Here is a 26,904-nt window from a genome sequence, read left to right as displayed (position 1 = left end):
GAACGAACAGCACACCACGCGCACCTGCACATATCCCTGCGAAGCCATTGTCGTGCCCGGCGACCCCCGGGCCTCACACGAAAGGACATTCGGCGATGGATATGCTTCGATCGCAGTTTTCAAACCCCGCGTACCGCTTCGGTTCCGCCACGATTTTCTTGTTCTTCGCAGCGTGGGGAATCTGGTGGTCCTTCTACCAAATCTGGCTCACGTCTGAGGCCGGTGGCCTGCAGCTCAACGGCGCGCAGGTAGGTACCGTGTATGCCATCCAGGGCGCTATCACGATGGTGCTAATGCTGGTGTACGGCGTGCTTCAGGACAAGCTGGATCTGAAGCGCCCGCTGACTATTTTCATCGGCGCGAGCGCAACCCTTATTGGGCCATTCACGCAGTTCATTTACCAGCCGCTGCTTCAGGACCACTTCATCGTCGGCGCGATCCTAGGTGGCGTGGTGCTCTCGGCAGGGTTCGTAGCCGGTGCCGGGCTGCTGGAAGCGTTCGTGGAGAGGATGGCGAACCGCACCGGCTTTGAGTATGGGCAGGCCCGCATGTGGGGTTCGTTCGCGTACGCAATCGTCGCGCTGCTCGCTGGCATCTTCTTTACGATCAACCCGATGTTGAACTTCTGGATCGGCTCCGCACTCGGTGCCCTGCTGCTGTGCACGCAGTTGTTCTGGCACCCGAAGGGTACTGCACAGGAAGCCTCGATTGAGGAGGTCACGGCGAAGACCCCGCCTGTTTCCGAGATGGTCGGCCTGCTCAAGGACAACCACGTGTGGAAGGTCATCGTCATTGTGTTGCTGTCCTGGACGTTCTACTCCGTGTTTGACCAGCAGATGTTCCCAGATTTCTACACGTCTTTGTTTAGTTCTCCGGAGGTCGGCCAGCGTGCGTACGGCACGTTGAACTCGGTGCAGGTCTTCCTTGAGGCGATCATGATGGGTCTGATTCCACTGTTGATGCGCAAGGTGGGAGCCCGCAATACGCTACTGTTGGGTATCGGCGTGATGTTCGTCCGTATTTTCCTGTGCGCCGCGTTTGCTGGCCCGGTGTTGATCAGTATCGCGAAGATGCTGCACGCGTTTGAGGTTCCGCTGTGCATCCTGGCTATTTTCAAGTACTTCGCTATTCACTTCAATAAGGCGCTTTCCGCGACCCTGTACCTGGTGGCATTCCAGCTGTCTTCGCAGCTCGGCAATGTGATCTTGTCCGCCCCGCTGGGCTCCCTCCGCGACCAGATTGGCTACCAGCCAACGTTCTTCGTCATCTCAGGCGTGGTCTTCGTCGCAGGCCTCATTGCGGTCTTCGCTCTTAAGCGGGACGATGAAGCCGTGGTCAACCCCGAAGAAATCCCAACTCGCTAGCCCGCAACGTTTCTAGAAAGGTTTCATCATGCAAGCCCTCCGCCACACCAACGACCGCTGGTACCCCTCGTTCCACGTCGCAGCCCCTGGCGGCTGGATCAACGACCCAAATGGCCTCTGCTTTTTCGACGGCCGGTTCCACGCTTTCTTCCAGCATCACCCGTACAGCCCGGCGTGGGGCCCGATGCACTGGGGCCACGCCTCCTCCGCGGACCTGCTCGAGTGGCGCAAAGAGCCTATCGCGTTAGCTCCGGGTGAGCCCGGGTCTGACGACGCCGACGGCATCTGGTCCGGCTCCGCCGTGGTCCGCGATGGCACGCTGTATGCGTTCTATACGGGCAACCGTTGGGTCAACGGTGTCGATGACAAGGACGACAAGTTCCAGACCCAGATGTTGGCCACCTCTACCGACGGCGTCCACTTTGAAAAGCACGGCGCCGTGGTCCCGCCAGTCAACGCGGATGCACGCGATCCGAAGGTGTTCTCCCACGACGGCCACTGGTACATGACCATCGGCGCAGAAGTAGACGGTCGCGGCCACGTGCTGCTGTACACTTCCGAGGACCTCTACAACTGGTCCGAGGCCGGCTCCCTCTTTGTCGACCCGGACTCGAACGTCTTCATGGTCGAGTGCCCTGATTTCTTCTTCCTTGACGGCAAGTGGGTGCTCATCTACGGCCCGATGGTGCGCACACCAATCCGCTCCGGGTATGCCCTGCGCAATGGCCACAATGTTGGCTACGTCGTGGGGTCGTGGGAGCCTGGCGCGCAGTTCGTGCCCGAAACCGACTTCCGGCTTCTCGACTGGGGCCACCACTTCTACGCCACCCAGTCTTTCGCCGCCCCCAATAACCGCCGTCTGGCGTTCGGCTGGATGGGCGAGTTCGCTCACCCGCTCGCCTCTCGCGAGGACGGTTGGTCCGGTCAACTCAGCCTCCCACGGGAGCTTTCTCTTAGCGACGCCCTCACGCTCCACTGCACGCCCGCCCCGGAAATCGCTGAGCTCTTCGGCCCCGCCGAGACGCACGACGCCACCCTCCAAGCAGGCGAAACAACAACCCTTCCCCCAGTTGAAGAGGCATGGCTGCGCGTCACCCCCGACCTGGAGCAGCCTGTGCCGCTGCAGACAAACACCTGCGAGCAAGTGGTCCTCCACCTCATTCGTGACGACGCCCCCTCCGCCCACATCGTGTTCGACACCCTCGCCGAGCGTATCCACCTGGTGCTCGCGCGAGGCAACGGCGCCGGAAGTGGCTACCGGTCCATGCCCTGGACCCCGGGCGACGCCCTGGACATCTACCTCGACCGCGGCTCTATCGAGCTGTTCACCGCGGACGCTACGGAGACGCTCTCCTCCCTCGACTTCCTCGGTGAGGGGCCTCGCACCGTGGAGATCGAGTCCGTGGCGGGCCCTGTCGGTGTCAACGTCGAGGTGCGCCCGCTGAAGCGGAGTTAGCCCCGCCCACAGCAGACGCAATTCTGTTCACAAAATCCCGAGTCAGCTTTCGGTGACTGCTCCGACCCCCGAAAGCCCCCGAACCACAGCGCTACTTCGCCACGAAGTAGCGCTGCTTGTTCACAAACTCGTCCATCCCGAGCGGACCCATTTCACGGCCGAAGCCGGAGTTCTTCACCCCACCAAACGGTAGCCCGGCACCGCGAGCCTGCGGAATGTTGACGTGGATCATGCCAGTAACAACCTGGTTCGCCACCTTCTTCGCGCGCTCCTCATCGGTGGAGAACACAGCGCCACCGAGTCCGTAGCGGGAGTTGTTGGCCAGCTCCACGGCCTCCTCATCGGAGGACACCTTGTAGATCTCCACGACAGGCCCGAAGAACTCCTCGTAGTAGGAGTCGGAACCGACCGGGATGTCGGTGATGACGGCCGGGGTGAAGTAGGCGCCTTCCCCGGTGAGTTCGCCGCCGCAGTGGAGGGTAGCGCCGGCGTCGACGGCTGCGGCGACTTGGTCACGCAGCGTTTCGGCGGCGTCGCGGGAGGACAGCGGGTAGTAGTGGCCGCGCTCCGGCGTGAGCGGGTCGCCCTGGCGAAGAGCCGATACAGCGTCCACCATCTTGGAAACGAACTCGTCGTAGATGTCGTCCATGACGATGATGCGCTTGTTGGAGGTGCACGCCTGACCGACGTTGCTCATGCGCTTTGTCAAGGCGGTGCGCACTTCGCGATCAATGTCGTCAGTATCCAGGACGATGTAGGCGTCAGTACCACCGAGTTCCAGCAGAGCCTTCTTCAGGTTGGCGCCGGCCGCCTTCGCAACAACCTTGCCTGCTCCCTCGGAGCCGGTAAGCGATACGCCTTGCACGCGTGGGTCCGCGAGCAGGTCTTCGATCTGGCCGTGGCTGATGCGCCGGTGGTTGAAGACGCCTTCGGGTACGCCGGCATCGTCGAAGATTTCCTGGATCGCTTCGGCGGAGCGCGGGCAGATGGACGCGTGCTTCAGGATGATGGTGTTGCCCGCCATCAGCGTCGGCGCCGCGAAGCGCGCGACTTGGTAGTACGGGAAGTTCCACGGCATCACCCCGACGATCACGCCGAGCGGTACCTTCCGGATCACAACCTCCCCGCCGTCGTGCGGCAGCGGCTCGTCCGCGCCGAACTCGGCACCGTGGTCTGCGTAGTAGTTGCAGATTTCCACGCATTCGCTGACTTCCCCGTCGCCTTGGTTGATGGCTTTACCCATCTCTTCGGCGATGATGTTCACGAGGGTGTCGCGGCGCTCGTCGAAAAGCTGGGCGACTTTGCGCAGGTACGCGGCGCGTTCTTCGTAGCTGAGGGCACTCCATGTCTTGTATGCAGCGTCCGCGCGCTGGAGGGTGTCCTGCAGCTCTTGGTCGGTGGTCTGCTCAAACGTTGCGACGATCTCATTCGTCGCCGGATTCTGTACTCGATATGTCGTAGCCATGGCCCCACGCTACAGCTTCTTCCCACTTTTCGACGCCCACTCACGCACCTTTACGCCAGTTCCCAGTCTATGCGGACCGCAGATTTCCCTTGTTCCCTGTCATGCGCTAGAGTGTCTTTCGCACCTAGTGCGTATTCCTCCATAGCTCAGTTGGCAGAGCATTCGACTGTTAATCGAAGGGTCACTGGTTCGAGCCCAGTTGGAGGAGCAAAGTGAAAGGCCCGAGGTTTCCGCACCCTCGGGCCTTTCACTTACCCTGATGGTATCCCGTGCCTTTAAATTGAGAGGTCAGCCATGAGTTACACCACCCAGCCGCAATCGCAACGGTCTTCTTCGAAAACCAAAACAGTCTTCGCTTGGATCACGATAGCGGTCGGAATCATCCTGTTGTTTTCGGGCGAAATTGGTGGCATCCTGCTCGCGGCAGCATTCATTATGCCGGGTGCCTGGTGGATGTGGTGCGAGGCCCAAGATAAAAAGCACTACAACGAGGCACAAGAAGCCGCCGCGAATCACGAGCAGTTGCGCAAGCTACTCGATCCCCAGCGCGACTCGTTAGTCCTTAACAGCATGGGCGATGCACCTCAGTTCACCCCGGTAAACCGCCGATGGCCTGTTGTTTGGCTTACAGCACTGGTGCTGTTTATTGCCGGTGGCAGCCTCATTCCCGAATCTGAATCCACCCTTGATACGGAGCCCACGCCAACTAGCGCTGCACCGACGACTACTTCTACCGGGAGTGAATCCACCTCAGCAGCAACCACTACAACTCGTACGTCGACGACCACCAACTCTACTCACAGCAGCGCTTCCCCGAGCACTACTACGACCGAGGAGACCACGGCAGGCATCGCCAAATTTGCCGACATCCCAGTCGAAGAACCTGCACAGGCTCCCGCACCCGAGCCCGTAATCGAGCAGCCAGTTCCAGCTGCGCCTGCCCCAGTGCCAGCGCGTGTTTACTACGCCAACTGTTCTGAAGCGCGTGCAGCCGGTGCAGCACCAATCTACGAAGGGCAACCCGGCTACAGCAGGAAGTTAGACCGCGACGGCGACGGCATCGCTTGCGAATAGTGGGCCAGAAGATCCCAACCCCAGGAATCATTAGGTTCCACAGCGTTTTCCAGCTAGTCAGCAGCAGGACCTCGATACGTCTGGCTTGCTATTACTATCGGCGATTTCCCTTTGGAATTGACGAACGCAACCGCTCCGCCCAAGCATTCTGAACCATTAGGATGGAGCCCAATAAGACGACAATTCGATTAAGACCAATTTGCAGTGAGCGGAGTGACTTATGTCGGCCGAAAACATAGTTTCTCTTGAAGCCCATCGACGACAGCGTGAGCGAATCGAACTCGCGATTATCGGGGAGGTCGCTTGGGGAACAGGAACAAAACCGTTCCTTGGCCGTGCCAGTGACGGCAAGATGTATTGGTGTAAACGACTCGAAAGCGATCACGGTAGAGAAGCCGTAGTCAATGAAGTAGCGGCAAGCATCATCGGAGATAGACTCGGTGCGCGAGTTCGCCCATGGAACATTATCTATGTTCCCGAGGGGCTGCGCAACAGTATGGTTGGGGCTGGGCTGCAGCGATATCGGCTCTCCGGAACCCCATTGTTCGGCTCGGAGACATTACATAGCGGGACCCTGCAGCAGGATTTCGAAGTAATTCCTCACGTTACAGATGACTCCAATCCGAACCAGATTCCAAAGCTGATTGCCATGTGGGTACTCTGTAACGCACAAGAAGATCTACAAATACTCGTTGACAGTGCTGATGACTACGCATTGTGGTCAATAGACCATGGGCTCTGGTTCGACTCGGCGCCGTATCCCTGGGGGTTCTCCCCTATTGATTCACCAACCGGAGTGCCTCGTATTCCAATGCTGCGGGAGAAAATTCCGACACGGTCTTGGAATAAAGCGATAGACGCTCTTGATAGGCTCGATAAATCACTGTGTGATGTGTTGTGGGATGCTCTACCACCCGAGTGGGGTATTTCCGAAAGCGAAGCGAACGCGCTCATAAATTATGCCTTGTCGCGAAAAGACACTACCGGCGATATATTAAAGCGCTACCGAGACAAGCAAGGAATCTGACATGCGATTCGACTACTGGACCGTTCGGGCAGTCCCCCAGCCGATGGGGATCACCACCATCGGCGTGGGTGTAATCGTGCTCGATCCACACACGGGACAATCGCAGTTCCGGTTCAAGGATGCCCACCGAGCGCTCACTGATTCTGATAATCGAGACGCGATCAAACATGCGCTACAAAATTTTAAGAACGAACTAGAGCAGCTTTCTGCTCCTACAGAACCTCTCTACCTTGGGGATCGCTATTCACTTCGTGGCTACTTAACTTTTGTCAGTAGCCATTGGATGAACATAATCCGAGTCGACCAGGTCAAAAGCATGGATGCAGCAAACATTTCCGAGGCAACCCAGTTGCTTTTTGACACTTTGATTGGCGGCCAAGCGCAAAGCGATGTCAAACCGGGAGTCCGCCAGTTGAAGAGGGAAATCCGCACTGTGTACCGCTCGTTCCCGGAACTCGGAAAAGCCACAGTTCCGGATGCCGATGTCTCCGTTGCCAGGCGCGAGCTCGATCTCAACCTCGCCGTTGTGCGGGAAGACACTGTCTTGGAACTGAATCAGGCTTTCAATTTCCAAGTAAATAGTTCTGCTACAACACGGTCCCGCATCGATGCGTGGACGTTGAAGATCGACAAGCTGTGGCAAGAAGGCGGCATGCTCAAGTACAACGACTCCCCAATCGAGATCAGTAAAGACCACCTCTCGATCACTGCGGTTGCCCTAGACCCGACCACGTCTGCCCAGCAACAGAATTACGAACGGTTCAAAGCCTTTTGCCATGACCTCAACGTGACACTCATCGCGAGCAACCACATACGAGAGCATGCCGAGAGCCTTAACCGTCGGCTCAGTGCCTAACTGGGGACTCTGCGTGATGTGGGCAGTTTCAATGGCGAAGCCTGTTCACCAATTCATGCATGAAAATGGCTTTCATTTCCTAATAGATAAGCGAAAGCCACTTTCCCGGCGCGCCTTACCCCTACTGCAACAGCACCTTCACGCGGCAAAACTCATCGTAAATGGCGCGCTCCTGCAGCGTGAAAGAACCCGAGTCTGCAAGAAATCGTAGCCAATCCGGGGTGAGCTGGTGCCCTCCCAACCTCTCCCCAAGCCGAGCCACGAGGTCGCGTTTCCGCTCCAAAAGCTCAGCATCGTTCGTGCGGTGTAGCTCCAACTGCATCTTGAACGCCTCCTTCCACGTTGCGAATCAGCATACCGCCTTCCAACCCGCCCCACCCCAGTTACACTGATCCCATTGATCCCCCTGAACAACCGGAGTCTCCTATGCCAGACACGCACGACCTCGAGACCCGCGTGCAGCTCCTGGAGCGCGCGCTCGCGAAGCTCCTTGGCACCGATGATTTCGAGGCATTCCTCACGGAGCCTCAAATCAAGCCCCAAAAGACACCGCCCACACCCGCCACGCCACCGAAAGCATCAGAAACACCAGAACGCCCCGACTCCACGACAGTCACCAACGCCTCCTCCCCCGACGCAAAGCTGCGACTGTTCGCCGACTACTTCCGTGGCCGCGAGGACGTGTACGCCACCGCATGGCAGAACGGCGAGAAGAAGGGCTGGTCACCGGCATCCTACGGCCGTTACGACCGCAACAATCCAAATCTCAAACCACTCACTCCGCAGGTCCTCGAGCAGCACCTCCGCCGCGACAACAACCTTCACGTTGGACTCTACCCACTATGCAAGGGCGACACCTGCTTCCTCCTCGCCTGCGATTTCGACGACGCCGACTTCCGCACCGCCGCCCGCCTGTACGCCAATAGCTGCCGCGAGTACGGCCTCGACCCGCTCATCGAAATCTCCCGTTCCGGCACCGGCGCTCATGTGTGGCTCTTCTTCAGCGAGCCCGTCCCGGCTGTCCTAGCACGCGCCGTAGGTACTGGCTTGCTCGCTAAGGCCAGCCCGAAGCAATTCTTCACCAGCTTCGATCGCTTCTTTCCCTCCCAAGACACGCTGCCCGGCAAACGCCGCGGCTTCGGCAACCTCATCGCGCTCCCACTCGCGGACCAACATCGCGCCGAGGAACGCACCATTTTTGTCGACGCCTCCTTCGAGCCCACCGTGGATCAATTCGCCACGCTCGCCTCCATTTCCAAAGCGTCCAAGTCTCAGCTCAAGAGGATCGCTGCTCGCCTACAGCCAGACCCGGAAACTCAACTTCCCCAACTGCCGACCAAGGCAGAGCTCAAAGCGCTCAAGCGAACCGGCAAAGTACTCGTCACACACGATTCCCGAGTACACGTCTCACTCGAAGGCGTCGACGGTACCACGGCCACTGCACTTCGACACCTCGGCGCTATCCCGAACCCGCAGTTCTACATCCGCCAGGCCCAACGCCTGTCAACCTTCCAAACACCTCGCCTCATCATCCGCTTCGACGAGCACGACAACACCCTCACGCTTGATCGCGGCACGCTTGATCAAGCCATCACTCTCCTGAAAACCGCCGGTTACACCGTGACCCGCCGCGGCAAAACGCCCAAACCTCGCGCCATGCAGGCCGAGTTCACCCGCGAGCTGCGCCCCAAACAACGCAAAGCCGTCACAGCCATGCGGAAGCACCCCACGGGCGTACTTGTCGCCCCACCTGGTGCTGGCAAGACCGTGATGGCCTGCGCGCTGATCGCGCTCCGCCAAGTACCGACCGCTATCATCGTTCCCAATGTAGAGCTTGCTACGCAGTGGCGCGAAGCACTCACCAAGTTTCTCGACGGCCCCACCATCGGCCAATACGGCGGCAACTCCAAGAAACTCAGGGGAGACATCGACATCGTAACCGCCCAATCCATCAGCCGAGCCGACTCACGCACCGACTTCCTCACCGACTACGGCTACATCATCATCGACGAATGCCACCGCGTCGGCGCCGCCGGCCTCACCCGCGTCCTCGCAGACCTCAACGTCCGCTTCATCAACGGCCTTACCGCCACCCCGTATCGCTCCGACGGACTCGATGCCCTCCTACCGCTGATCTGCGGCCCCATCCGTCACACGATGGAACTCGAGCATGCAGGCCCCAAGCATTACGTCGTGCAAACTACGGAGTTCACCTACGACGAGCCCCACCTCTACTGGCCTGACCTCGACAATGCCCTCGCTGCCGATAGCGCCCGGAACGCGCTCATCGCCGAAACCATCGCCCGCGCCACCTCCGACGGAAGCAACGTCCTCGTGCTAGTTAAGCGTCGCGAGCACATCAGTGCCCTCGAGGGGCTTCTCACCCACAATTATCCCGACCTCCCCGTGCCGGTGTTTACGCTCCACGGTGCGCAGTCTTCCAGGGACCGCAAAGCCACCCGAAAAGCCCTCGACAGCACGCCCCAGTTCATCCTCATCGCCATGACTCAGATCGCAGGCGAAGGGGTAGACCTCCCAGCTCTCGACGCCCTCGTCCTCGCCGCCCCTGTTGCGTTCAAAGGCAACGTCATCCAGCAGATCGGGCGCGTCACCCGCGGTGCGGAAAGCACCGCCACCGTTTACGACTTCCACGACCATCATGTCCCTGCACTCACCGCAGCGTTCCGTAAACGTAGCGCGGTCATTGGAAAGCAGGGTTTTGTGTAATCCGGCACCTCAGCTTCTCGGTGCCTTCCCGGGCTACAGAATTCTTCACCCACATCCGTATGTGGTTCGCCTACCAACGCATAGCCCAAGTTTGCAGCTGACGCCCCAATTTTATATCTAGCTAAAAGTCCAATGGACTGCACGACTACGCGGAGCTTGCTCCGCGTAGGTATCCCAATAGTTACCAAACGCTCCTATGCTTAGGTTATGGACACATTCATTTCGTGGTTCACCCCTCAAAACGTCGTGGCGTTTTTGAGCGCTGCCGTCCCTTCTGTTCTCGCTCTCTTTGGTGTGTTTTATAACAATCGAAAGGCAGATAAGCGGCGCGACAAAGATCAAGCGAAGGCAGAAGAATGGCGTGAAATCGACAACAAAACACGCGAGGAAGAGCGGTTGCGACAGGTAAAAATCGAGGATTACGCACGTCAACGCCGGGCTGTATCCGATTGCATCAGAAAAATGCTTAAAGCTAAGACAGAAGTTGATGAACCACCGGTGGATTCGAACAATTATTTGAATCTTTTTGATCGTTACAAAGAGTATATACAGGAACTAGATTTGGAAATAACACAACATGAAATGCGTAAATGTGTAGAAAAATGCAAAGATGATATTAGTGACGCCAAGGCAAGACTCCTGGAACACGATCGCCGCACTGGCGGGAAGGTGGCTACCCACCAAATGCAATTGGAAGTGTCAAAGACTCTTGCCCGAACGAACTGCTTTTCTCCGCTAAGAAGAATTTACATCCCGTGAACAATGACGCGCTCAAACCCCAAGACCACTGACCGGATGACTTGAACTAGCTCCGAAAGTTGGACCGCTTAACTCAAGGCAGTTAACAGTTCAAGAGCCTGATCCCGGAACCACGTTTCGGTCATGCCAACACTGTGGAACTTCATCAACGAGCTAGAACAGTCTTCCATTCCCGCTGACATGTCGAAGCAACAATTATGACTGGCGCTGATTCGTCGACACGCGGTGGAGTAGTCCTAACAGCCACCCACTAAAAATAGCTCAATCGACGCCAGCAGGGACAAGACGGAAGAGCATCCCCTCTGCCTGAGTAAAGCAGAAAGTAACCCTACATTTAAACCTTGTGGGGCCAGCGGGGCTCGAACCCGCGACCAGCGGATTATGAGTCCGCGGCTCTAACCGACTGAGCTATAGCCCCTTCCATGAACAGGGCTCAAACGCACCAGTTCCGGGAACACATTACAACATGTTCAAGGCAATTTGAAACGGCCCCTACAGTTGCTACCATCAAACAGTTAAGGTACCAGCAAATTCAGCAGTTTCTAGAGCCAGATGAGGAATCCAGATGACCCCTGCAAAGATCATGGTTGTCTACGGCACGCGCCCGGAGGCAATCAAGCTTGCACCGGTCATTAAGGAACTGCGCGCTCACGACGAATTTGAAACGCTGGTCGTGTCCACCGGGCAGCACCGCGAAATGCTTCCCCAAGTCACAGAGCTGTTCGGCTTTCAGCCGGATCTGGATCTCGGATTGATGCATCGGAAACAGCCGCTGAACCGAATTATGTCGCGAGCACTCAAACGCCTTGATAAAGTTCTGAAAGAGTTCGAACCCGATGCACTCATCGTTCAGGGAGATACTTCATCGGCAGCATCTGCTGCGATAGCTGGCTTTAATCGCAAGGCAAAGATCGTCCACATTGAGGCCGGGCTTCGCTCATTCAACTTGAGCTCCCCATTCCCAGAAGAAGCGAACCGTAAGATCATTTCGGCGATAGCATCACTGCATCTCACTCCAACAAACCGCGCAAAAAACAATCTCATCGCCGAAGGCATTTCGGAAGATGCAATTGTCGTCACCGGCAATACTGTCATTGATGCTCTGCTCGAAACTGCAGCGAAAGAAAGCCACTTCACTAACACCTCTGTGGAAGATGCGCTGCGCAACTTCGATCACCGCGTCATCTTCACCTCTCACAGGCGAGAAAATCTTGATTCCCTCGCAAGAATCGGAGTCGCCCTCGGGACCCTAGCAGAGCGGTACAGTGACACAGCGTTCCTTGTACCGATGCATTTGAACCCTCGTATTCGGGAATGCCTCCTCCCGAGTGTCGAGCACCTCCCAAACGTAGTAGCCACGGGCCCGCTCCCCTACGACGAATTCATCCACCTTATGAAACAGTCTGACCTCATCATCACCGATTCTGGCGGAGTGCAAGAAGAAGCACCAGCACTGGGACTGCCGGCGCTGTTGATCCGAGACACAACAGAGCGCCCAGAGGCCATTGAAGCCGGTGTTGTAAAGATGATTGGCCCAGACCCGGACTCCATCATTTCGGAAGCCACGGAACTCCTCGACAATCCGGATGCTCATGCTGCCATGAGAAACGCAGTGAATCCTTACGGTGATGGCCACGCCGCTGAGCGCACCGTGAAGGTTCTCGGTGACCTCTTCAATCTCACAATCGAAACTCAGGCCCCGGCGCTTCATCCAAGGTTCTAGCCTCTTGTAGGGGTCGGCAGTCGAACGCGCTAGACTATCAACGGCATTACCCCACAATTCCGCTGAGGAGCACCATGACCGCTAATCGACGCGACCACTTCGACATTGCTGTGATTGGCCTCGGCTATATCGGGCTTCCTACAGCAGCGTTCTTCGCGTCTACGGGACTGCGGGTTTTTGGTTACGACATCAACGCGGATCGAGTAGCGACAATCGCGAGGGGCCAAGTTCCGTTCGTGGAGCCAGGGTTCGACAAATTACTCAAGAAAGTAGTCGAGGATCAGTCTCTGTCCGTTGGAACTTCGCTGACCTCTGCAGATGTTTACATCATTTCGGTTCCTACCCCTCTCTCCCCAGACAAATCGGTCGATCCCGCCTACGTTTTCGACGCAGCTCAATCGATTGCTCCCCTACTCCGGGGCGACGAACTTGTCATTCTTGAGTCGACGAGCCCTCCCGGACTGGCCGAAGAGGTCGCAGATCTTCTAGTTTCTGGACGCGTAGATCTGACCCTGATTCCCGATCATGCAAACAGTATTTATGTTGCACATGCTCCTGAGCGGGTGCTCCCCGGCAGAATCATGGAGGAGATGACAACCAACGCACGAATTGTGGGAGGAATCAATCAGACCTCTTCCGAGCGAGCAAAAAAGCTGTATGAGCGGTTCTGCCGGAACGATGTACTCACCACTGATGCCCGAACCGCAGAAATGGCAAAACTCACGGAAAACGCTTTCCGAGATGTCAACATAGCGTTTGCAAACGAGCTTTCTTTGATCTGCGATGAGCTGAATATTGATGTTTGGGAGCTGATCAACCTCGCAAACAGACACCCTCGTGTGAATGTACTTCAGCCTGGCCCAGGCGTTGGGGGTCACTGCATTGCAGTTGACCCATGGTTCATTGTTCACTCGGCCCCTGATCAAGCACGCTTGATCAAGACGAGTAGATTGGTTAACGACTCGAAGCCTGATTTTGTGCTATCCAAGATCGAAGCTACACTCACCGAAATCGCAGCCAATGTACCGCTACCCCAAATTGGGATCTTTGGAATCACATTCAAACCTGACATTGATGATATTCGTGAATCGCCAGCCCTTCAGATCACACAGAGTTTCGCGAAAGCACATCCAAAAGTGCTCCTATATGTAGCTGAACCCAATCTTCGAGAGCTACCCCCGAGCCTCAGCGCCCTTGATAATGTGCAGTTAGTTGACTTAGACAAGGCTTTAAATATCTGTCATGTATTGGTCATATTGGTCGATCACAAAGAATTTAAGGACCTTGACCTCTCCCAACACAATCCTCTTGCGATCATCGATACCAGGGGCATAGTTAAAAGGTCTGGTTTAAACCAGCATGCGTTATCTCAGGTGCAGTGGACCGAGGACCCGACTCCCGAAAAGTAGACACCATCGGGTGGTGCCCCCAGTTGACTTGCATGGTGTGTGCCGGGGCATGCGTAATGCCTGCGGTAAGTCCTGTGGCGTCGACATATTCGGCAACAAGCTGCCGGAAACGCTCGTAGCTGTAGTACCGCTGGGATGGGCTTACGGGTTGGCTGGTGTAGCGGCCCCACAAGACTTGGAGGGGGACTTTGTTACGCCCAGTGCGTGCCTTGGCCACTGCGCCGAAGTCGATGGATACGAAGTCGCCTTGGGTAGCACGGGCCCGACCCCTGAAAAGTAGACACCATGGGGTGGTCAAATAATAGGTCCAGTCACTAGTTCAACAGCGCACACCCATACCGTTACCTCGAATTTATGAATTCAACTTTCGGGTAGTTACCCTTAATCGTTGCCGTATAGATCCCTGCGGTTCTATCAGAGCTACAGCTAAACAGATAGACATCCTTGCCCATCATTGCCGCTGCGATAGCGATATAAACACGATCTGTATAGATCGCAGAATACCGATTAAGCATCTCAAAAATCAAAGCGGTTGAGCTCATGTGATTTCCATACGGAGCCAAGTCAAAAGAGTACTTGCAAATATCTCCTAGGCGCCGCCCGCCGTTTTCGCTGAAGAAGAATCCTTCTCCCAATGCAGAATCTAAGCGAGTCAGTGCAGGAACCTGCAAGTAGAAAGCCAAATCGTGACAAAATGTTGCTTCAGGACAGTATTGCACACTTTGGTGTTTCTCATTGGAAAAATACTCAATATCGGTTCCTGGGCAATCGATTATTGGTGCATCAAAAAATTGCGGCAGCGCAATGACTCTACCAAAAAGTTGTGCCAGACCCTCAGCCCGTAGCTTCGTTTCAGATGTTGAGTCCTGCGATAATAATCTGCCCCCGCCATCTAAAACAAGATAATCTTTGAAGGTGATACCTAGATTACTAGCACAATCAATTAATCCACTCAGCTCATGCCACTCAACTGTTCGAAAGTCAATCTCGTAATTTTCCAAAAATTGCTCGGTTCCCTCACGGATAAGCGAATCGCACCAGTCCCCCTCTTTTGGTACAAATATTACTGTTTTACCGTGGGCCCTCTCCTTGACTCGCTGGGCTAGCTGGCGAAACTCCGGGGAAGACCGGAGATCCTTTAGTGGACTGGAAACCCGCGAAATGCCTTTAGCTACTTGACGCAGTGCCGAAATATTCATTTCATAGGGCATAATCCCCATAACTTCGTTAACAACGGCAACCGCCCGGTCATACAGCAGCATCCAGTCTTCCTGCACATTTGCCGAGAAAACTTCGAAACCGAGCTTCGATGGTTTCTCGAAACCCAGTTCGTCTCCAAAGGCAAGCTTAAGCTGGCCTTTAAAACTAGACGCATAACCAGATTCTCGCACAACGGCACTCAAGGAGAGATCCTCCCTGATCTTAGCCAGATCAAATGCAACGTTTGTTCCGCTGGCGGGGTATTCCAGCACGAATACTTCGTCTCGCCACAACCATGCCTTTGACCACTTCTTAGAAAACGCAGGAGTCTTTCGTAATGCACTGAAAATCCAAGGCAACACTAAAGACTTATCAATCTCATACTCGATACCATCTGCTGATAAGGTTCGCTTCATGGTCATCCGAATCGCCTTCCCGGCTTCGGGCACCCGGAACGCATTTGCAATTCCCCTCATTAACAGTAACTCATCTAGAGATGAAGCCCTTAATTCCCTTGGTTCTTCCACCTTCCTCCTACCGGGTATCTTCCAACCGGAATTTAGCGGCCGAAAATGCGCGAGGAAGAAGTTCGGGTTTTCTACTCCGTCTATGCCTCGGACATAGTGAGCTGTGGGATGCACGGAAGGGTCGACCCGGTTACTGCACATAGCCCATTTGGGATTGCACTGCTGTGACGAAAAGTATGGAAAATACCAATATCGAGGAACTTCGTCCCCTGAATACCCAACGGCTTCATTTGAAATCCATGTTCCACTTACCCCAACTACGCCATCCGAGGATTTCTCCAGCGCATCGAAGATTGTCTCCGGCCCACGAGACACGAAAAGTTCATCGACATCAGCATTAATCCAACCGTTAGCAAACAACGACCATTTGAATCGACAATTCTGCAACGCACCGATCTGACAGAAGTCAGAGTCCCATGGAACTCCAGGACCGACCCAAGGACTTCCCTGAGGCCCATATTTAAAGTCCCAATCGACCACAACAACCGTTTGAATTCCCGGAACAGTTGCAACGACGTTTGCGATTGAATCCAAGCTGTATTTATCTGAACCATTGTCGTAGATAACTACGGCATCGACAGATTGGTTCGTCGCATAGTATCGCACCCAATCCTCAATCCAAAGCAGTTCTTCATTGCGCTGTAATGTCATTAAAACATTAGAACCAGCCATTACCCGGTTTACTGAGGTATCAACTTCGGATCGAAACCGCCAATCCCACTCAGGGAAATATATTTCGATGTTTACAACGTCATCCTGCGGCTGCTGCGGTAGCGAAAAAACTGTTGTTTGAGATCGTTCGAGAGACGTAGTTCGCTCAAATTGTGCACGAACCCCATCAACGTACACCTCTGAATTAATTACAAAAGACTCCAAGTTAAGTAGCGGCGGGCCAGAAAGAACAATATCTTCGCCGACAAAAACTATGTCATAAAACAAAGTGGAATCGTCAAACTTTTCCGCATAAGTTGGGTCCTGAAGGTGCTTCGGCCGGGGAGGTTGTCGTCTGATTCCAATATCTGGAACGATAACGGAAACCGGCTGTACACAAATTACCTTGGCTTCTTTTTGTGCGAATGATTCTCGCTGCTCAGTCATCGTAACTTCCCACCTTAGAGGTCAGCGGTAAAAATGCGGAACGCTCACACCGCTGCTAACAGCCGGTAATTCTAGCAGCAAAGGCGGACTCATCGCATTTAAGCGTGCGGTCAAATCTTTCCAAACAACCCTCATTGCCCTAGCATACGTTCAAACGTCCATCACACCAGCAAATGGACCGTAGTCCTTAACTGCTATAGCACGTTTGATAAGGTCAGCGCGGCCAAAATTCGCATTTTGGGACACATCCCTGATTCGCTTAACCGTTTAGCTCTCACCCTAGGGATTCGCCGCCGTGGCCAATCGCCCTACACCGTTGATTAGTTTATATAGACTTGGAGGTAGACGGTGCAGCAGGTAGACATAAGAACCACTGCAATACGCTGAGTCTCTCAAAGGCGAAGTAGTAAGACTTCGCCTTCGTAAACACGATTCTAGGAGAGTTCCGCGAGCTCGAAGGCCTCAATTACCGCATATAGCCTTCACGTTCTCAGCCAGAACCCTTGAACAGTACGCTTCCTCGTCAAAAGTCCCAGACGCGACCTTCGGGTCTTCGATGAAACGTGCCATTGCAGCCGCAATAGACGATGCATCAAAGTCAATTAGCTCGCCGTATCCTAGACTGACCACTTCAACGCAGCCGGGTAGTTTGGTGGTGATAACCGGCACTCCAAGCGCCATAGCTTCCAACAAGGTAACTGGTTGACCTTCATGTCTGGAAGGAAGAACAAAGCAATCGGCATTCTTTATTACTGGATATGGATTACTCAGTTGCCCAGTCATAAGCACTCTATCGCTCAGGTTCTCTTGAATAATCTCCTGATGCAGCTGATCTTCCAAAATTCCGGAACCTACTAGGACTAACCCAACGTCTATTCCTTGCTGCTTCAATTCGGCAACTGCGGAAAGCAGTTCGCTCTGATTCTTTTCGGGCGAAAGACGGCCAACTGACACAAAAGTTGTATCAAACCTCTCCACAAACTCCAGGATGTCTCCAACATCAGAGCTCCGCTCCGCCAGTTCTTGCATGGTCTCGAGATTAACCAAGTTCCTCGCAAATGTCTGTTGAACAGGGGTACCTTCAATGAAACGCGCAAGGGTCCGCTCGTTATGGCCAGAAAGCGCCTCGCTTACTGCAATGAGCCGATCGAAAAAGGGATACAGCGCAAAGGTACGATTCAACGTCGGATCTTTTCTGACCATTTCCTCAAACATCTGGTTATGCTGATAGCACACTGTTTCAGCTCCCACCCGGCCCCAAGAAGCCAGGAGTGATAGCCAGAAATCGGCATATCCGTCGTACTCTACAACGTAATCCGGTTTGAAGTCGCTAAATATCCTTCTGCGTTCAAGATCAAACGCCTGAAAATAAGATTCAACAAACTCATCGTTTGGAAAACAATCAATCTGCTTAAACGTCGCCACATCTCGCAACATTTCGATAGAACGGGGCAAAACAACAGAGCGACAAATAACACGCACATTGTCAGGTAATTTTTGAAATTGTTCCAAACGGTCCGGGTTTTCCCTCATCGTTTGCGGCTCAACGATAAAATTCACTACGAAATCATCCGCAGGAATACGATCCAAAAGCGCAAGGCCTGCGCTAGCAATGCCATTTGGTATCAGGCTTGCATGCCAAACGATACTTTTCGTAGATTTCGCAGCCTGTACGTCTGCGTAGTTGATTACTTCTTCAGCGCTACCGAACTTATCTTCAAAAAATGCGTCATTAATACGGCCCGAAGCTTTGCCGTCCTCATACGGGCAATAACGGTTTAGATTTTTCGGGTCAGGTGCATGTTCACCAGAAAGCGCAGCAGCAACTACATCTGAAAGCTCTTGGCGGTCGTAAACCTTAGCGCCTGGAACCTCACTATCTTCGAGATAAAGACCACGTTGCGCCTTATAGTTTTCATAGTCATGCTGATAGAGAACTATGGGCTTGTTCTGGGGAAGAAAATCAAACAAGATCGACGAATAATCCGTGACCAAAACATCTACTGCTCCGAGAAGTTCGTTCGTATCAATCTCGGATGGAACCACAGTCACTGGTATATCGACGCCTTGCAGGAGCTTCTCGCTCAACCGGTGTGCACGAAAGAGGACCTTGGCAATCCCAGCTGTATCAAGAGCCTTTAGGTCCGCGATCAGCTCATCGACATCAAGTTCTCTGTCAGAAACTCCACCGCGCCAGGTTGGTGCATACAACACAATTTTCTGCTGTTCCTGACACACTCCCAATTTCCTACGCAGCTCCAGGCGTTGCTGATCGTTCTGGCTCAACGAAGTGTCAAGGCGAGGAGAACCGCCAAGCAACACTTTCCCGGCATACACATCGTCGATCCCATGGTCATCGATAAGCGACCAACGGGTTAATTCGTTTGGAGCTAGAAGGTGTGTCGACTGAATAAAGTTTCTTTGAATATTCTCGTATTCGAGAATCCCCTGTTTCATTGACTTCCCCAGCGTCTTATAAGGGGTGCCATGCCATGTATTTAGATACAGCTGTTCTTCACGTCGCACGAAATACGGAGCGAAAGTTACATTATTGACGAGATATTTTGCTGTTGCAAGAGCAAACAAGTAGTCCCTCGAGTGCAGTGGCACAAGCACAACATCAGGGTTTGCTTTCACATCGCTTGGGACTGCTGTTAGATCATTGACAGCCCAAACATGAACGAATTCCCCTTCGGGATGTGTCGCTACGAAGTCCCGGAAAAGCGCCAGTGGATGACATCCCACGGAAGATCCGTGATTTGACTCCCAGAGAATGAGCCGTTCATTAATTTCACACTGCCGCATACACTCGACATAATAAGTGTTTAGTTTATTAGCCGTGCTTTTCCTGTAACTATCTGGGTTCATCCCATCTTTATTAGCGAAAGTGTCGCCACCTTTTAATATGTCGGCTGCAACTTGATACGGCCCCTTTCGTACCGCAGATTCAGCCAGCGCGAACCTTACCGGGCTCGGGCCGAGTGGCAAAAAACCATAGTTGAGCTGGATGCTCTCATTGCTGTAGGATCCCTTAGACACGCGATAGCGAACCAGTTCTTGCAGTTCACGATGTGATTTCCCTTTGAAAAGATTCGTTACGATCCGTTCAAATCCCCATTGATCCTGTTTGTCAGACAGCTTTATCTTGAAGTAGTCAGCATACGCACGCATTGCATCGGCGTACCGGCCCAAGCCGTAGTAAGCACTTGCTAGGCGATAGGAGTACCAATGCCCCCTTGGGTTTCCTTGCTTCCTTAAAGCATCTTTGTAAGCTAGGACGGAAAGCTCGAGATCGCCATCGCGCTCAGCATTGAGTCCGATTTTATAACTCATACGCGCATCATGAGAGTTGGAAAAAGCCACCTCCGAATAAAGTTCGGTAGCTTCAGGATACGCATGTAGGCGTTCTTTCAAGTTTGCCATTTCAGCCACTGCAATATCTGAGCCTTCATCACCCAAAAGTCCACTTGAAATCACTTCATAAGCTACTAGGTCACCGTCAGACTTGCGGATTTGTTTCACAGCCGATTGAAACTCTTTACCTTTAGGAAAAAGCTTTAAATACTCCTTGTACGCGTTTCTCGCGGAGTCAATATCATCAAGTCTCCGATAACATTCAGCTTCGATGTACTTGAGCTTTGGCGTCTTCTTCTTTTTCTCGCTAATGCTCTCCAGGGTACTGAGTACCAATTCGTAATCTTTCAGTTCCCATGCGGCCCCAGCTGTGAGTTCAAGCCACTTCGCGTCGTCGCGTGCCTTCCCACTTCGCGCCGACAGCACTTCGAGTCGCCGCCACGCTGGATCCTGACCATGTATTGCTGCAAAGAGCTCTGGGGTGTATCCGCTTTGCGCAGCTAAACCTTCTCCGAGCTTTTGAATAATCATCGCTTGTAATTCAGGTTCTTTTAAATTTTTCGCGATCGTTAGACCCTCAGCCAGTTCCGCCATCGAACGGTAGTCTGCAACAAACGCTGAGAAGATTGATTCCTTTTCCTCGCCAAGATCCAACTTGTTCACCAAAACAAGCAGACGCTCCAAGACCGCAACAGACCGCTGCTTTTCAGGAATTTCCCTATAGAGACGATATGCGGATGCCCAGTTCTTATCCGCCCATTCGCGGGCAGCTGCGTACTGAACAAGTTTTGCGCCCCGTTTACTAGTGGTCTTTCCAGCTATGGTTTTTCCAGCAAACTCAAAAGCGCGAGCAGGGAAGTCTGATTTAGCCACGGATCTCCGTCTCCTTATGAATTCTTGTTGAGCTCTTGTTTGATCTGAGTAGTAGAAATATCAGGAGTACGTGGCAAATAAATCACTTCACATTTACCCTCCAACTCGGAATCAAATTTTCCAACCCAGTCGTCCCCCATCACGAATACATCGATCTTAAGATTCTCGACGTCGCGTACTTTTTGTCCCCACTCTTCTTCCGGCACAACGAGATCAACATAGCGGATTGCTTCTAGCATCCTTCGACGTCTTTCATACGTAAAATAGGACTTCTTCCCTTTTAGCGCATTAAACTCGTCGGTCGATAAAGCAACTACGAGATAATCACCCAATGCTTTCGCTCGGTGCAAAAGTTCTATATGACCATAATGCAGAAGATCAAATGTTCCGTAGGTTATAACGCGACGCATACAAGCCCTCAATCAGTGTCCTGCTCGTAACTTGAAAACTAACGCGACCAGGTTACCACGCCCTTGCTAAAAGGTTTTCATACTGAATCTTGAATGAGTGCCTCATTACCCCCCTAAGATTCCACGCCAATCGACAAAAATCTGTATCTATGGCAGTAGTTTTGAGCTAGTAGACTCCTAAGAGAATAAACACCAGAGCATCATAATTTTCTTGTAGTCCTAAAGTAACGCAGCAATCACGATTAAGGAACTGTTTGTATGCTTTCTCATTTGCCCCACACAATTCAACGTGTGGCCACGATGATTCGTCAGCTCAAGCACGGAAACACAAACTACGTACTAGCAAGAATTAGCAGTGAAGTTCACCGATTGGTCAATCAAGTAGTTCCGTTGAATCGCAGTAGCCTCCAGAGAATCACCTTTTTTCTACAGTCGGACTCATCTCTGTTTGACCCGCTCGGCTCAAAAACTTTTAAGCAAAATGCCTATAATCTCCCGACACCGCAAATTGCAGCCGCCGTAATCCTCGATGATTTTTCGATGTTCTGCTGGAAAAATGAATTTCAAGTAGTCAGTCCGACTCCAGACAACTGGAAGCAAGTGTTTGAAGGCACGAGCATCGATTTTCTCTTTGTGGAATCTGCCCACGCCGGCAACGGTGGCGCGTGGCGAAGCAGACTAAACAAGACCGATTCAGCAGATCCAACGCTGAGTGAAATGCTGGCCTGGTGCAATGAGCATAACGTTCCCACCGTCTTCTGGAACAAAGAAGACCCAGCCCATTTTGATGACTTCATCACTACAGCCTCGGCCTTCGATTACATATTCACCACCGATTCGGACGTGATTGAAAGGTACCGTGAAATCGCGCCGGAAGCCGTCGTAGGAGTCATGCCGTTTGCGGCTCAGCCTGCGATTCATAACCCTGCTCGCAACCAGCCAAATATGCCAGGGATCCGCGATAAACGATGGCAACGAGGAGACATTGCTTTTGCAGGAACCTACTTCAATCACAAGTATCCAGAGCGCCGCCAACAGCTCGATCTCCTCCTTGAAGCAGCTGCTGCGTCAGCGTCCAAGAACGGCTTCAACTTCTGTATCTTTTCTCGACTTGGAAATGTCGACAAGCGCTACCGATTCCCGAAACAAATGCGCCGATACATCGTAGGCAGCCTGCCACCGGAGCGAATGCTTTCTGCAAACAAGGAACACAAAGTGTTCTTGAACGTGAACTCGGTGGTCACTAGCCCTTCAATGTGCGCTCGACGTCTTTTTGAGCTTCCAGCAAGCGGAGCTGCGGTCGTCACTACCCCGAGCCCAGCAACAACGAATTTTTTCTCTCCCGATGCTTTGGCAGAAGTGCAGTCTGTGGAAGAAGCTACTGCAACAATCACTACACTGATTAATTCTCCCGAGTACCGCGAAAAAATGGTCCACCGTGCCCAACGAACTATCTGGAACCAGCACTGCTATCGTCACCGTGCAGAGCAGCTTTTCACTGCAATTGGGCTTCAAACCCCTTCTCGGCCATCCGGCCTCGTATCAGTCATTTCTTCATCCAACCGGCCAGAGAATGTGATCCATGTCCTGACCCAATTCGCACGCCAGTCGATAGAAGACCGAGAACTCATCCTCATAACACATGGCTATGAACTGAAGCAGGCGCGGTTACACGAACTATGCCTCGACCTTAGCATCGACCCTTCCACAGTGACACAGCTGGAAGCGCCTCAATCTTGGTCGCTCGGCAACTGCTTGAACGCGGCAGTTTCTCAGTCGAGCGGAGACTTCATAGCTAAGTTCGACGACGACGACTATTACCTGCCGCACTACCTCGAGGACATGCGCAATGCAGTGAAGTACAGCGACGCTGATCTCGTTGGGAAACAAGCTGCATATGCCTATGTAGAAGGATCTAATGCTCTTGTTCTACGTCGACCTAATCAAGAGCATCTGTGGACAAATTTCGTTGCAGGCCCCACTCTGTTCGGACCACGCGAAACTTTTGAGCACCATCCATTTGAAGATAGAACCACCGGGGAGGATACTGCCTTTCTCAAGTCAATAATCGCAGCCAATGAACGCATCTATTCCACAGACCGGTTTAACTTCATCCAGGTGCGCGGCGACAACCACACATGGAAACTCTCCGATGCAGAGTTCATCGCCCAAGGTGAAGTACGATCATTTGGTTTGAATGAAACGCATGTGGAAGCCTAGGACTTCAACATCTGAACTATCCAGGTTTCTATCTGCTCAAGATTCTCAAGCACAGACTTTTGAACTGCAGCTTGCTGACCTGGGTCATCAGGTTTGGACTGCGTGGTTTGCCTCAGCACTATCGTAATTTCTGATTCAAGTTCCTTGGGGGTGAGTGCAACTGGTCGCCCAGAATCATTAGGCCAATCGCTATAGAACCCGCGTTCTTGCGTCTTGTATGTTTCCAAATCTGGTGCATACACAATCGATGGCTTACCAGTGAGGGCGTAGTCAAAAAAGATTGAGGAGTAGTCCGAAACCAGTAGATCTGCAATGGCAAGAAGCTCCTCCACGCACGGGTAGGAGCTGACGTTTTTCACGTTCTCGCCCTTTTTGTGCACTGCTTTCATATGATGGCCGCGAACAAGCACTACCGCGTCATTATTTTTCGCAATCCTATCCGCTGGAAAAGCTAGGTCCTCGCCTAAATAGCGCCATGTAGGAGCCCACAAAATCACTCGCTTGCCCGGAGGAATACCCAGCTTCGCTTTGATGCTTGCTGTTTCTTGCATCGCTCGAGCTAGAGCAAGGTTTCTCGGGTACTCTCCTTCCAGTACCGGGCCTGTGTAATACGCAGAGCCCGCAATTCGTTGACCTGCTTCATCGGACTGTGCAAGTAACAAGTCCCAGTCACTTGCCTGGCGCTTCATCAAACGTCGATATGAAAGACCAACAAAATTAGGGTGCGCATCAAAGAGCAACCGCTTAATAGGCCAGCCATGCCACGTTTGCACCCAACGTTGGCCAGGCCGCTTCCGAAACCACAGCGGGAAATTGTCGTTTCCGACAATAACTTTGGCTCGAGTAAGTTTGTCGTACCAAGCCTCACTGCCGGTGATCACTGGAATGGCACCCGCGGGAACCTCTGTGTCTTCATCACGAACAGATACCCAAAGCGGGACGCCAATATTTCGCCCAGAAAGATATTCGCAAATCGCACCAGGGTTGTCAGCCGTGTTCTTACCGCTAAAAGACTCGAAGAAAATTCCATCGATTAGGTCTTGTTCTTGAGTTGGAATTCCGTGGTAGGTCTCCCATCGAGTAGCTTTCGATACTTGATGCGCAGGCAAGATATACACGGCAGTGGTCCCGTTCTCCCTGGGTACAATTCGAACCGACCGCGTAGTTCCCTCAACATAGACATTGCTATCTACTTCTCCAGGTTCAACTGATGCCTTTGCAATGCGATTCGAACTGAAGATGGACCAACGCAGAAAATACGAAGTGGCTTGTACACAGGGAAGATCAAAACGTGCTCGAAAGGTACCCTTCTCCCAGGTAGTTACTGCTCTTAACGTCTGCTGTGAGGACCTCAACCATATCGTGGGGTGCAACGTTTCGGAGCTGCAGCGCCCTGTAAGAACCAGTCGGCTGCCTTTGATTTTTGCGGAATCCAACACTACCCGTATTGCTTTGTGATCAATATAGGCAACGCCTTTGTTGTCTGGACGGATTGTCACAGCTGCACAAGAATTGAGCGATTGCTCGCCTGTAACACCGTACTCTACCGGTAGGCCGTTTAACACTAGCGGAAACTTCCTTGACCGCCCCAGCAGCGCGCGGTATCCAGTTGGCCGCATTATGTAATGCAATTCCGAGGTATCCGTTGCACCGTGGACCCTCCAATTACTGGTGGTCCAATTCGTCAGCACGGGAGTTGTTGAGGCAACTTCACGCAGTTGTAGCAGGAACCGGGCACCGCCTGCATCTCGCTCAGACGATACCGTCCAGCGCTGGCCACCGATGAGAGCCCCTGGTTGCTTTGTCGCTGGCTCTCCACTGTGTTTAACGTATGTGGTCGAAGTTAGTCCATTCCAGCGTGCTTCCACGGCGATGGATACGCGCTTTTGGTTGTCGAGGTCTACGACGAGTACGAAAGAGTCGCCATTTCTGTCGAACCATGGGTCCAGTACTGCGGCGTTATTCCGCGGGTCCCAACATTTCTTTCGCTGAAGCAGGACGCGGTGTTCTTCATCTCCGTTTTCCACAGTGAAAAATGAAAGCTCTACCTCATCGCTGTTCACACCCGTCATGAATGCTCTGACTTGAAGTTCCACGCTATTTGCACCGACCCAATGGACTTTTTGGATAGTGGCGTGGACCGGTAGATCAACCACACAGGCTCGTAGGTAATCTTCCGGTATCCCTTCAATAGTTGGTCGGCAACCTACTGCCAACGCCCCGTTCGATGCGAACGCATAGGAGTGCTTGAGTTCCATGCGGAGCCCAAGTTCGTCATCAATTTCTTGTTCGCTGCCATGCGCAAGCACCCAAAACAACAATCTGCGTTCAAGTGGAATACGCTGCATAACCTCGGGAAAGTTGCTAGCCCAACCCGTAATATCGCGAGCAAGTGCTCTCATGGTTTCGCGGTACGGATCCCCGTGTGGTTTGTGGGGCAAGTGAATTGCAAACATATGCAAATCTCGCGCGATAATCCGTTCAAGCATGAACTCCAACAGTTCACGCGGGGCATCCCCGTCCTTTGCTTCCTTCCACATCATTCGTGTGATAGCAGCTCGATCTCGAACGTCTCGCAACGAAGTCTTCACCGTCGAACGCGATGTACCAGCAGAAGCCAAACGCCACGAATACACATCCCGCTTCAGCACATCGAATGATCGTGCTGCACAGATCGCCCGTAGCACTGGAGGTTGGTCCTCATAGTTCACGTCCTCGGGTATTGGTCCGACGTGTGTATTCCAGAATTCGGTGCGGAATATCTTGTTCCACAGCACTGGTTCCCCAAACGCCTGAGGAAACGTTTTCGCAGTCACATTTGCTAAGTCTTCTCGGTGCGTCGCCTCAACAATCTGGGGGCGCGAAACCGAACTGCCTTTATGGCGGACGTACCCACCAAAGACAAAGTCACTTCCTGTTGTTTTCAACGAATCAAGCATTGAAGAGTACGCACCTGGAAGCACGATGTCATCAGCATCGGCGAAAGTGAGAAACTCTCCCTGTGCCTGCTGTATCGCAAGGTTGCGAGCTGCACCGGGGCCACGCCCTTCGCCATCGATGACCTTGATCCGTTTGTCGAGCAGTGCAAGCGACTTCAAGATAGCTCTGGAAGCATCGGTCGATGCATCATCGACTACCAAGATTTCTAGTTCATCGATGCCCTGGGATTGGATTGAGTGCACCAAGGTTGCAATCCAGCGAACAGCATTGTGGCACGGGATAACAACGCTGAGGATCGGAGCTTTTGTCGCCTTCGTATGCACCCAAGTACCCGCGTGGCGAGCCTGCTTCAACCACGCGCGCGCATCATATGCATACGAGAGCGCTGTCCGGATGTTTCTCAATCCCACTCGTGTTCTCCG

The 26,904-nt window shown here is 53.2% G+C and carries 17 protein-coding genes and 2 tRNA genes; 12 read left to right on the top strand and 7 right to left on the bottom strand.

Annotated elements, in window-relative coordinates; all coding sequences use genetic code 11:
• The first annotated feature begins 95 nt into the window (after positions 1-95).
• Together BJP07_RS02750 and BJP07_RS02745 are read left to right on the top strand one after the other, a co-directional pair.
• Positions 96-1,364, top strand: coding sequence for an oligosaccharide MFS transporter (locus tag BJP07_RS02750; protein ID WP_071565966.1), 1,269 nt, complete (start codon positions 96-98; stop codon positions 1,362-1,364).
• Positions 1,365-1,392: 28 nt separating this feature from the next.
• A complete protein-coding gene (locus tag BJP07_RS02745; protein WP_071565965.1) occupies positions 1,393-2,820 on the top strand; it encodes a glycoside hydrolase family 32 protein in 1,428 nt (475 codons plus the stop codon).
• A gap of 91 nt (positions 2,821-2,911) precedes the next feature.
• Here the strand turns inward: BJP07_RS02745 and BJP07_RS02740 are convergent, their stop codons facing one another.
• A complete protein-coding gene (locus BJP07_RS02740) occupies positions 2,912-4,285 on the bottom strand; it encodes an NAD-dependent succinate-semialdehyde dehydrogenase (protein ID WP_071565964.1) in 1,374 nt (457 codons plus the stop codon).
• A 135-nt stretch (positions 4,286-4,420) separates the two neighbouring features.
• On the opposite strand from BJP07_RS02740, the gene BJP07_RS02735 reads away from it, so the two are divergent.
• The 4 genes from BJP07_RS02735 to BJP07_RS02720 all read left to right on the top strand — a co-directional run bounded on the left by BJP07_RS02735 (position 4,421) and on the right by BJP07_RS02720 (position 7,242).
• A tRNA-Asn gene (locus BJP07_RS02735) sits at positions 4,421-4,493 on the top strand.
• Between the two features lie 86 nt (positions 4,494-4,579).
• Positions 4,580-5,359 carry an excalibur calcium-binding domain-containing protein gene (locus tag BJP07_RS11435; RefSeq protein ID WP_071565963.1) on the top strand — a complete coding sequence of 260 codons (780 nt, stop codon included), beginning with the start codon at positions 4,580-4,582 and terminating at the stop codon, positions 5,357-5,359.
• A gap of 220 nt (positions 5,360-5,579) precedes the next feature.
• The gene (locus BJP07_RS02725) at positions 5,580-6,386 is read left to right on the top strand and encodes a HipA family kinase (RefSeq protein WP_071565962.1); all 807 of its coding nucleotides are present in this window, start codon (positions 5,580-5,582) and stop codon (positions 6,384-6,386) included.
• Between the two features lies 1 nt (position 6,387).
• Positions 6,388-7,242 carry a DUF3037 domain-containing protein gene (locus tag BJP07_RS02720; protein ID WP_071565961.1) on the top strand — a complete coding sequence of 285 codons (855 nt, stop codon included), beginning with the start codon at positions 6,388-6,390 and terminating at the stop codon, positions 7,240-7,242.
• A 121-nt stretch (positions 7,243-7,363) separates the two neighbouring features.
• Here the strand turns inward: BJP07_RS02720 and BJP07_RS02715 are convergent, their stop codons facing one another.
• A complete protein-coding gene (locus BJP07_RS02715) occupies positions 7,364-7,564 on the bottom strand; it encodes a hypothetical protein (protein ID WP_071565960.1) in 201 nt (66 codons plus the stop codon).
• 104 nt (positions 7,565-7,668) lie between these two features.
• Here BJP07_RS02715 and BJP07_RS02710 point away from each other — a divergent pair, with 104 nt between their 5' ends.
• Positions 7,669-9,969 (top strand): DEAD/DEAH box helicase, encoded by a 2,301-nt coding sequence (locus BJP07_RS02710; RefSeq protein ID WP_071565959.1) that lies wholly within the window; start codon positions 7,669-7,671, stop codon positions 9,967-9,969.
• 207 nt (positions 9,970-10,176) lie between these two features.
• Positions 10,177-10,728, top strand: a complete 552-nt coding sequence (locus tag BJP07_RS02705; protein WP_071565958.1) for a hypothetical protein — start codon at positions 10,177-10,179, stop codon at positions 10,726-10,728.
• 344 nt (positions 10,729-11,072) lie between these two features.
• Here BJP07_RS02705 and BJP07_RS02700 read toward each other — a convergent pair.
• Positions 11,073-11,146 (bottom strand) — tRNA-Ile (locus BJP07_RS02700).
• A gap of 147 nt (positions 11,147-11,293) precedes the next feature.
• On the opposite strand from BJP07_RS02700, the gene wecB reads away from it, so the two are divergent.
• The 3 genes from wecB to BJP07_RS11180 all read left to right on the top strand — a co-directional run bounded on the left by wecB (position 11,294) and on the right by BJP07_RS11180 (position 14,140).
• Positions 11,294-12,451: a non-hydrolyzing UDP-N-acetylglucosamine 2-epimerase gene (gene wecB, locus BJP07_RS02695; RefSeq protein WP_071565957.1), complete on the top strand. Its 1,158-nt coding sequence runs from the start codon at positions 11,294-11,296 to the stop codon at positions 12,449-12,451.
• A 74-nt stretch (positions 12,452-12,525) separates the two neighbouring features.
• Positions 12,526-13,860 (top strand): UDP-N-acetyl-D-mannosamine dehydrogenase, encoded by a 1,335-nt coding sequence (gene wecC, locus BJP07_RS02690; RefSeq protein WP_071565956.1) that lies wholly within the window; start codon positions 12,526-12,528, stop codon positions 13,858-13,860.
• Positions 13,861-13,909: 49 nt separating this feature from the next.
• Positions 13,910-14,140 carry a hypothetical protein gene (locus BJP07_RS11180; protein WP_177222504.1) on the top strand — a complete coding sequence of 77 codons (231 nt, stop codon included), beginning with the start codon at positions 13,910-13,912 and terminating at the stop codon, positions 14,138-14,140.
• A gap of 61 nt (positions 14,141-14,201) precedes the next feature.
• Here the strand turns inward: BJP07_RS11180 and BJP07_RS10990 are convergent, their stop codons facing one another.
• The 3 genes from BJP07_RS10990 to tagD form a co-directional block, all read right to left on the bottom strand.
• Positions 14,202-16,685, bottom strand: coding sequence for a hypothetical protein (locus BJP07_RS10990; RefSeq protein WP_143109649.1), 2,484 nt, complete (start codon positions 16,683-16,685; stop codon positions 14,202-14,204).
• A 462-nt stretch (positions 16,686-17,147) separates the two neighbouring features.
• Positions 17,148-20,912: a glycosyltransferase gene (locus BJP07_RS11525; RefSeq protein ID WP_071565954.1), complete on the bottom strand. Its 3,765-nt coding sequence runs from the start codon at positions 20,910-20,912 to the stop codon at positions 17,148-17,150.
• Positions 20,913-20,926: 14 nt separating this feature from the next.
• Positions 20,927-21,322, bottom strand: a complete 396-nt coding sequence (gene tagD / locus BJP07_RS02675; RefSeq protein ID WP_071565953.1) for a glycerol-3-phosphate cytidylyltransferase — start codon at positions 21,320-21,322, stop codon at positions 20,927-20,929.
• A 300-nt stretch (positions 21,323-21,622) separates the two neighbouring features.
• Between tagD and BJP07_RS02670 the strand changes: the two genes are divergently transcribed.
• Positions 21,623-23,542 (top strand): glycosyltransferase, encoded by a 1,920-nt coding sequence (locus BJP07_RS02670; protein ID WP_255365912.1) that lies wholly within the window; start codon positions 21,623-21,625, stop codon positions 23,540-23,542.
• Here the strand turns inward: BJP07_RS02670 and BJP07_RS02665 are convergent.
• On the bottom strand, positions 23,539-26,892 hold the full coding sequence (locus tag BJP07_RS02665) for a CDP-glycerol glycerophosphotransferase family protein (RefSeq protein ID WP_071565952.1): 3,354 nt from the start codon (positions 26,890-26,892) through the stop codon (positions 23,539-23,541). The two genes, BJP07_RS02670 and BJP07_RS02665, sit on opposite strands and share 4 nt — an antisense overlap.
• Between the last annotated feature and the right edge of the window lie 12 nt (positions 26,893-26,904).

The organism is Corynebacterium sp. NML130628 (assembly GCF_001875665.1).
GTDB lineage: Bacteria > Actinomycetota > Actinomycetes > Mycobacteriales > Mycobacteriaceae > Corynebacterium.
Note: the sequence above shows the minus strand (reverse complement) of the source record. Positions and strands in the feature narration are given on the sequence as shown.

Excerpts from the sequence above, each read along its gene's own strand:
- BJP07_RS02745 (WP_071565965.1), top strand. The coding sequence starts at position 1,393 with ATGCAAGCCCTCCGCCACACCAACGACCGCTGGTACCCCTCGTTCCAC.
- BJP07_RS02720 (WP_071565961.1), top strand. The coding sequence starts at position 6,388 with ATGCGATTCGACTACTGGACCGTTCGGGCAGTCCCCCAGCCGATGGGG.
- BJP07_RS02705 (WP_071565958.1), top strand. The coding sequence starts at position 10,177 with ATGGACACATTCATTTCGTGGTTCACCCCTCAAAACGTCGTGGCGTTT.
- tagD (WP_071565953.1), bottom strand. The coding sequence starts at position 21,322 with ATGCGTCGCGTTATAACCTACGGAACATTTGATCTTCTGCATTATGGT.
- BJP07_RS02725 (WP_071565962.1), top strand. The coding sequence starts at position 5,580 with ATGTCGGCCGAAAACATAGTTTCTCTTGAAGCCCATCGACGACAGCGT.
- wecB (WP_071565957.1), top strand. The coding sequence starts at position 11,294 with ATGACCCCTGCAAAGATCATGGTTGTCTACGGCACGCGCCCGGAGGCA.
- BJP07_RS10990 (WP_143109649.1), bottom strand. The coding sequence starts at position 16,685 with ATGACTGAGCAGCGAGAATCATTCGCACAAAAAGAAGCCAAGGTAATT.
- BJP07_RS11180 (WP_177222504.1), top strand. The coding sequence starts at position 13,910 with ATGCGTAATGCCTGCGGTAAGTCCTGTGGCGTCGACATATTCGGCAAC.
- BJP07_RS02710 (WP_071565959.1), top strand. The coding sequence starts at position 7,669 with ATGCCAGACACGCACGACCTCGAGACCCGCGTGCAGCTCCTGGAGCGC.
- BJP07_RS02740 (WP_071565964.1), bottom strand. The coding sequence starts at position 4,285 with ATGGCTACGACATATCGAGTACAGAATCCGGCGACGAATGAGATCGTC.
- wecC (WP_071565956.1), top strand. The coding sequence starts at position 12,526 with ATGACCGCTAATCGACGCGACCACTTCGACATTGCTGTGATTGGCCTC.
- BJP07_RS02750 (WP_071565966.1), top strand. The coding sequence starts at position 96 with ATGGATATGCTTCGATCGCAGTTTTCAAACCCCGCGTACCGCTTCGGT.
- BJP07_RS02715 (WP_071565960.1), bottom strand. The coding sequence starts at position 7,564 with ATGCAGTTGGAGCTACACCGCACGAACGATGCTGAGCTTTTGGAGCGG.
- BJP07_RS02670 (WP_255365912.1), top strand. The coding sequence starts at position 21,623 with ATGATTCGTCAGCTCAAGCACGGAAACACAAACTACGTACTAGCAAGA.
- BJP07_RS11435 (WP_071565963.1), top strand. The coding sequence starts at position 4,580 with ATGAGTTACACCACCCAGCCGCAATCGCAACGGTCTTCTTCGAAAACC.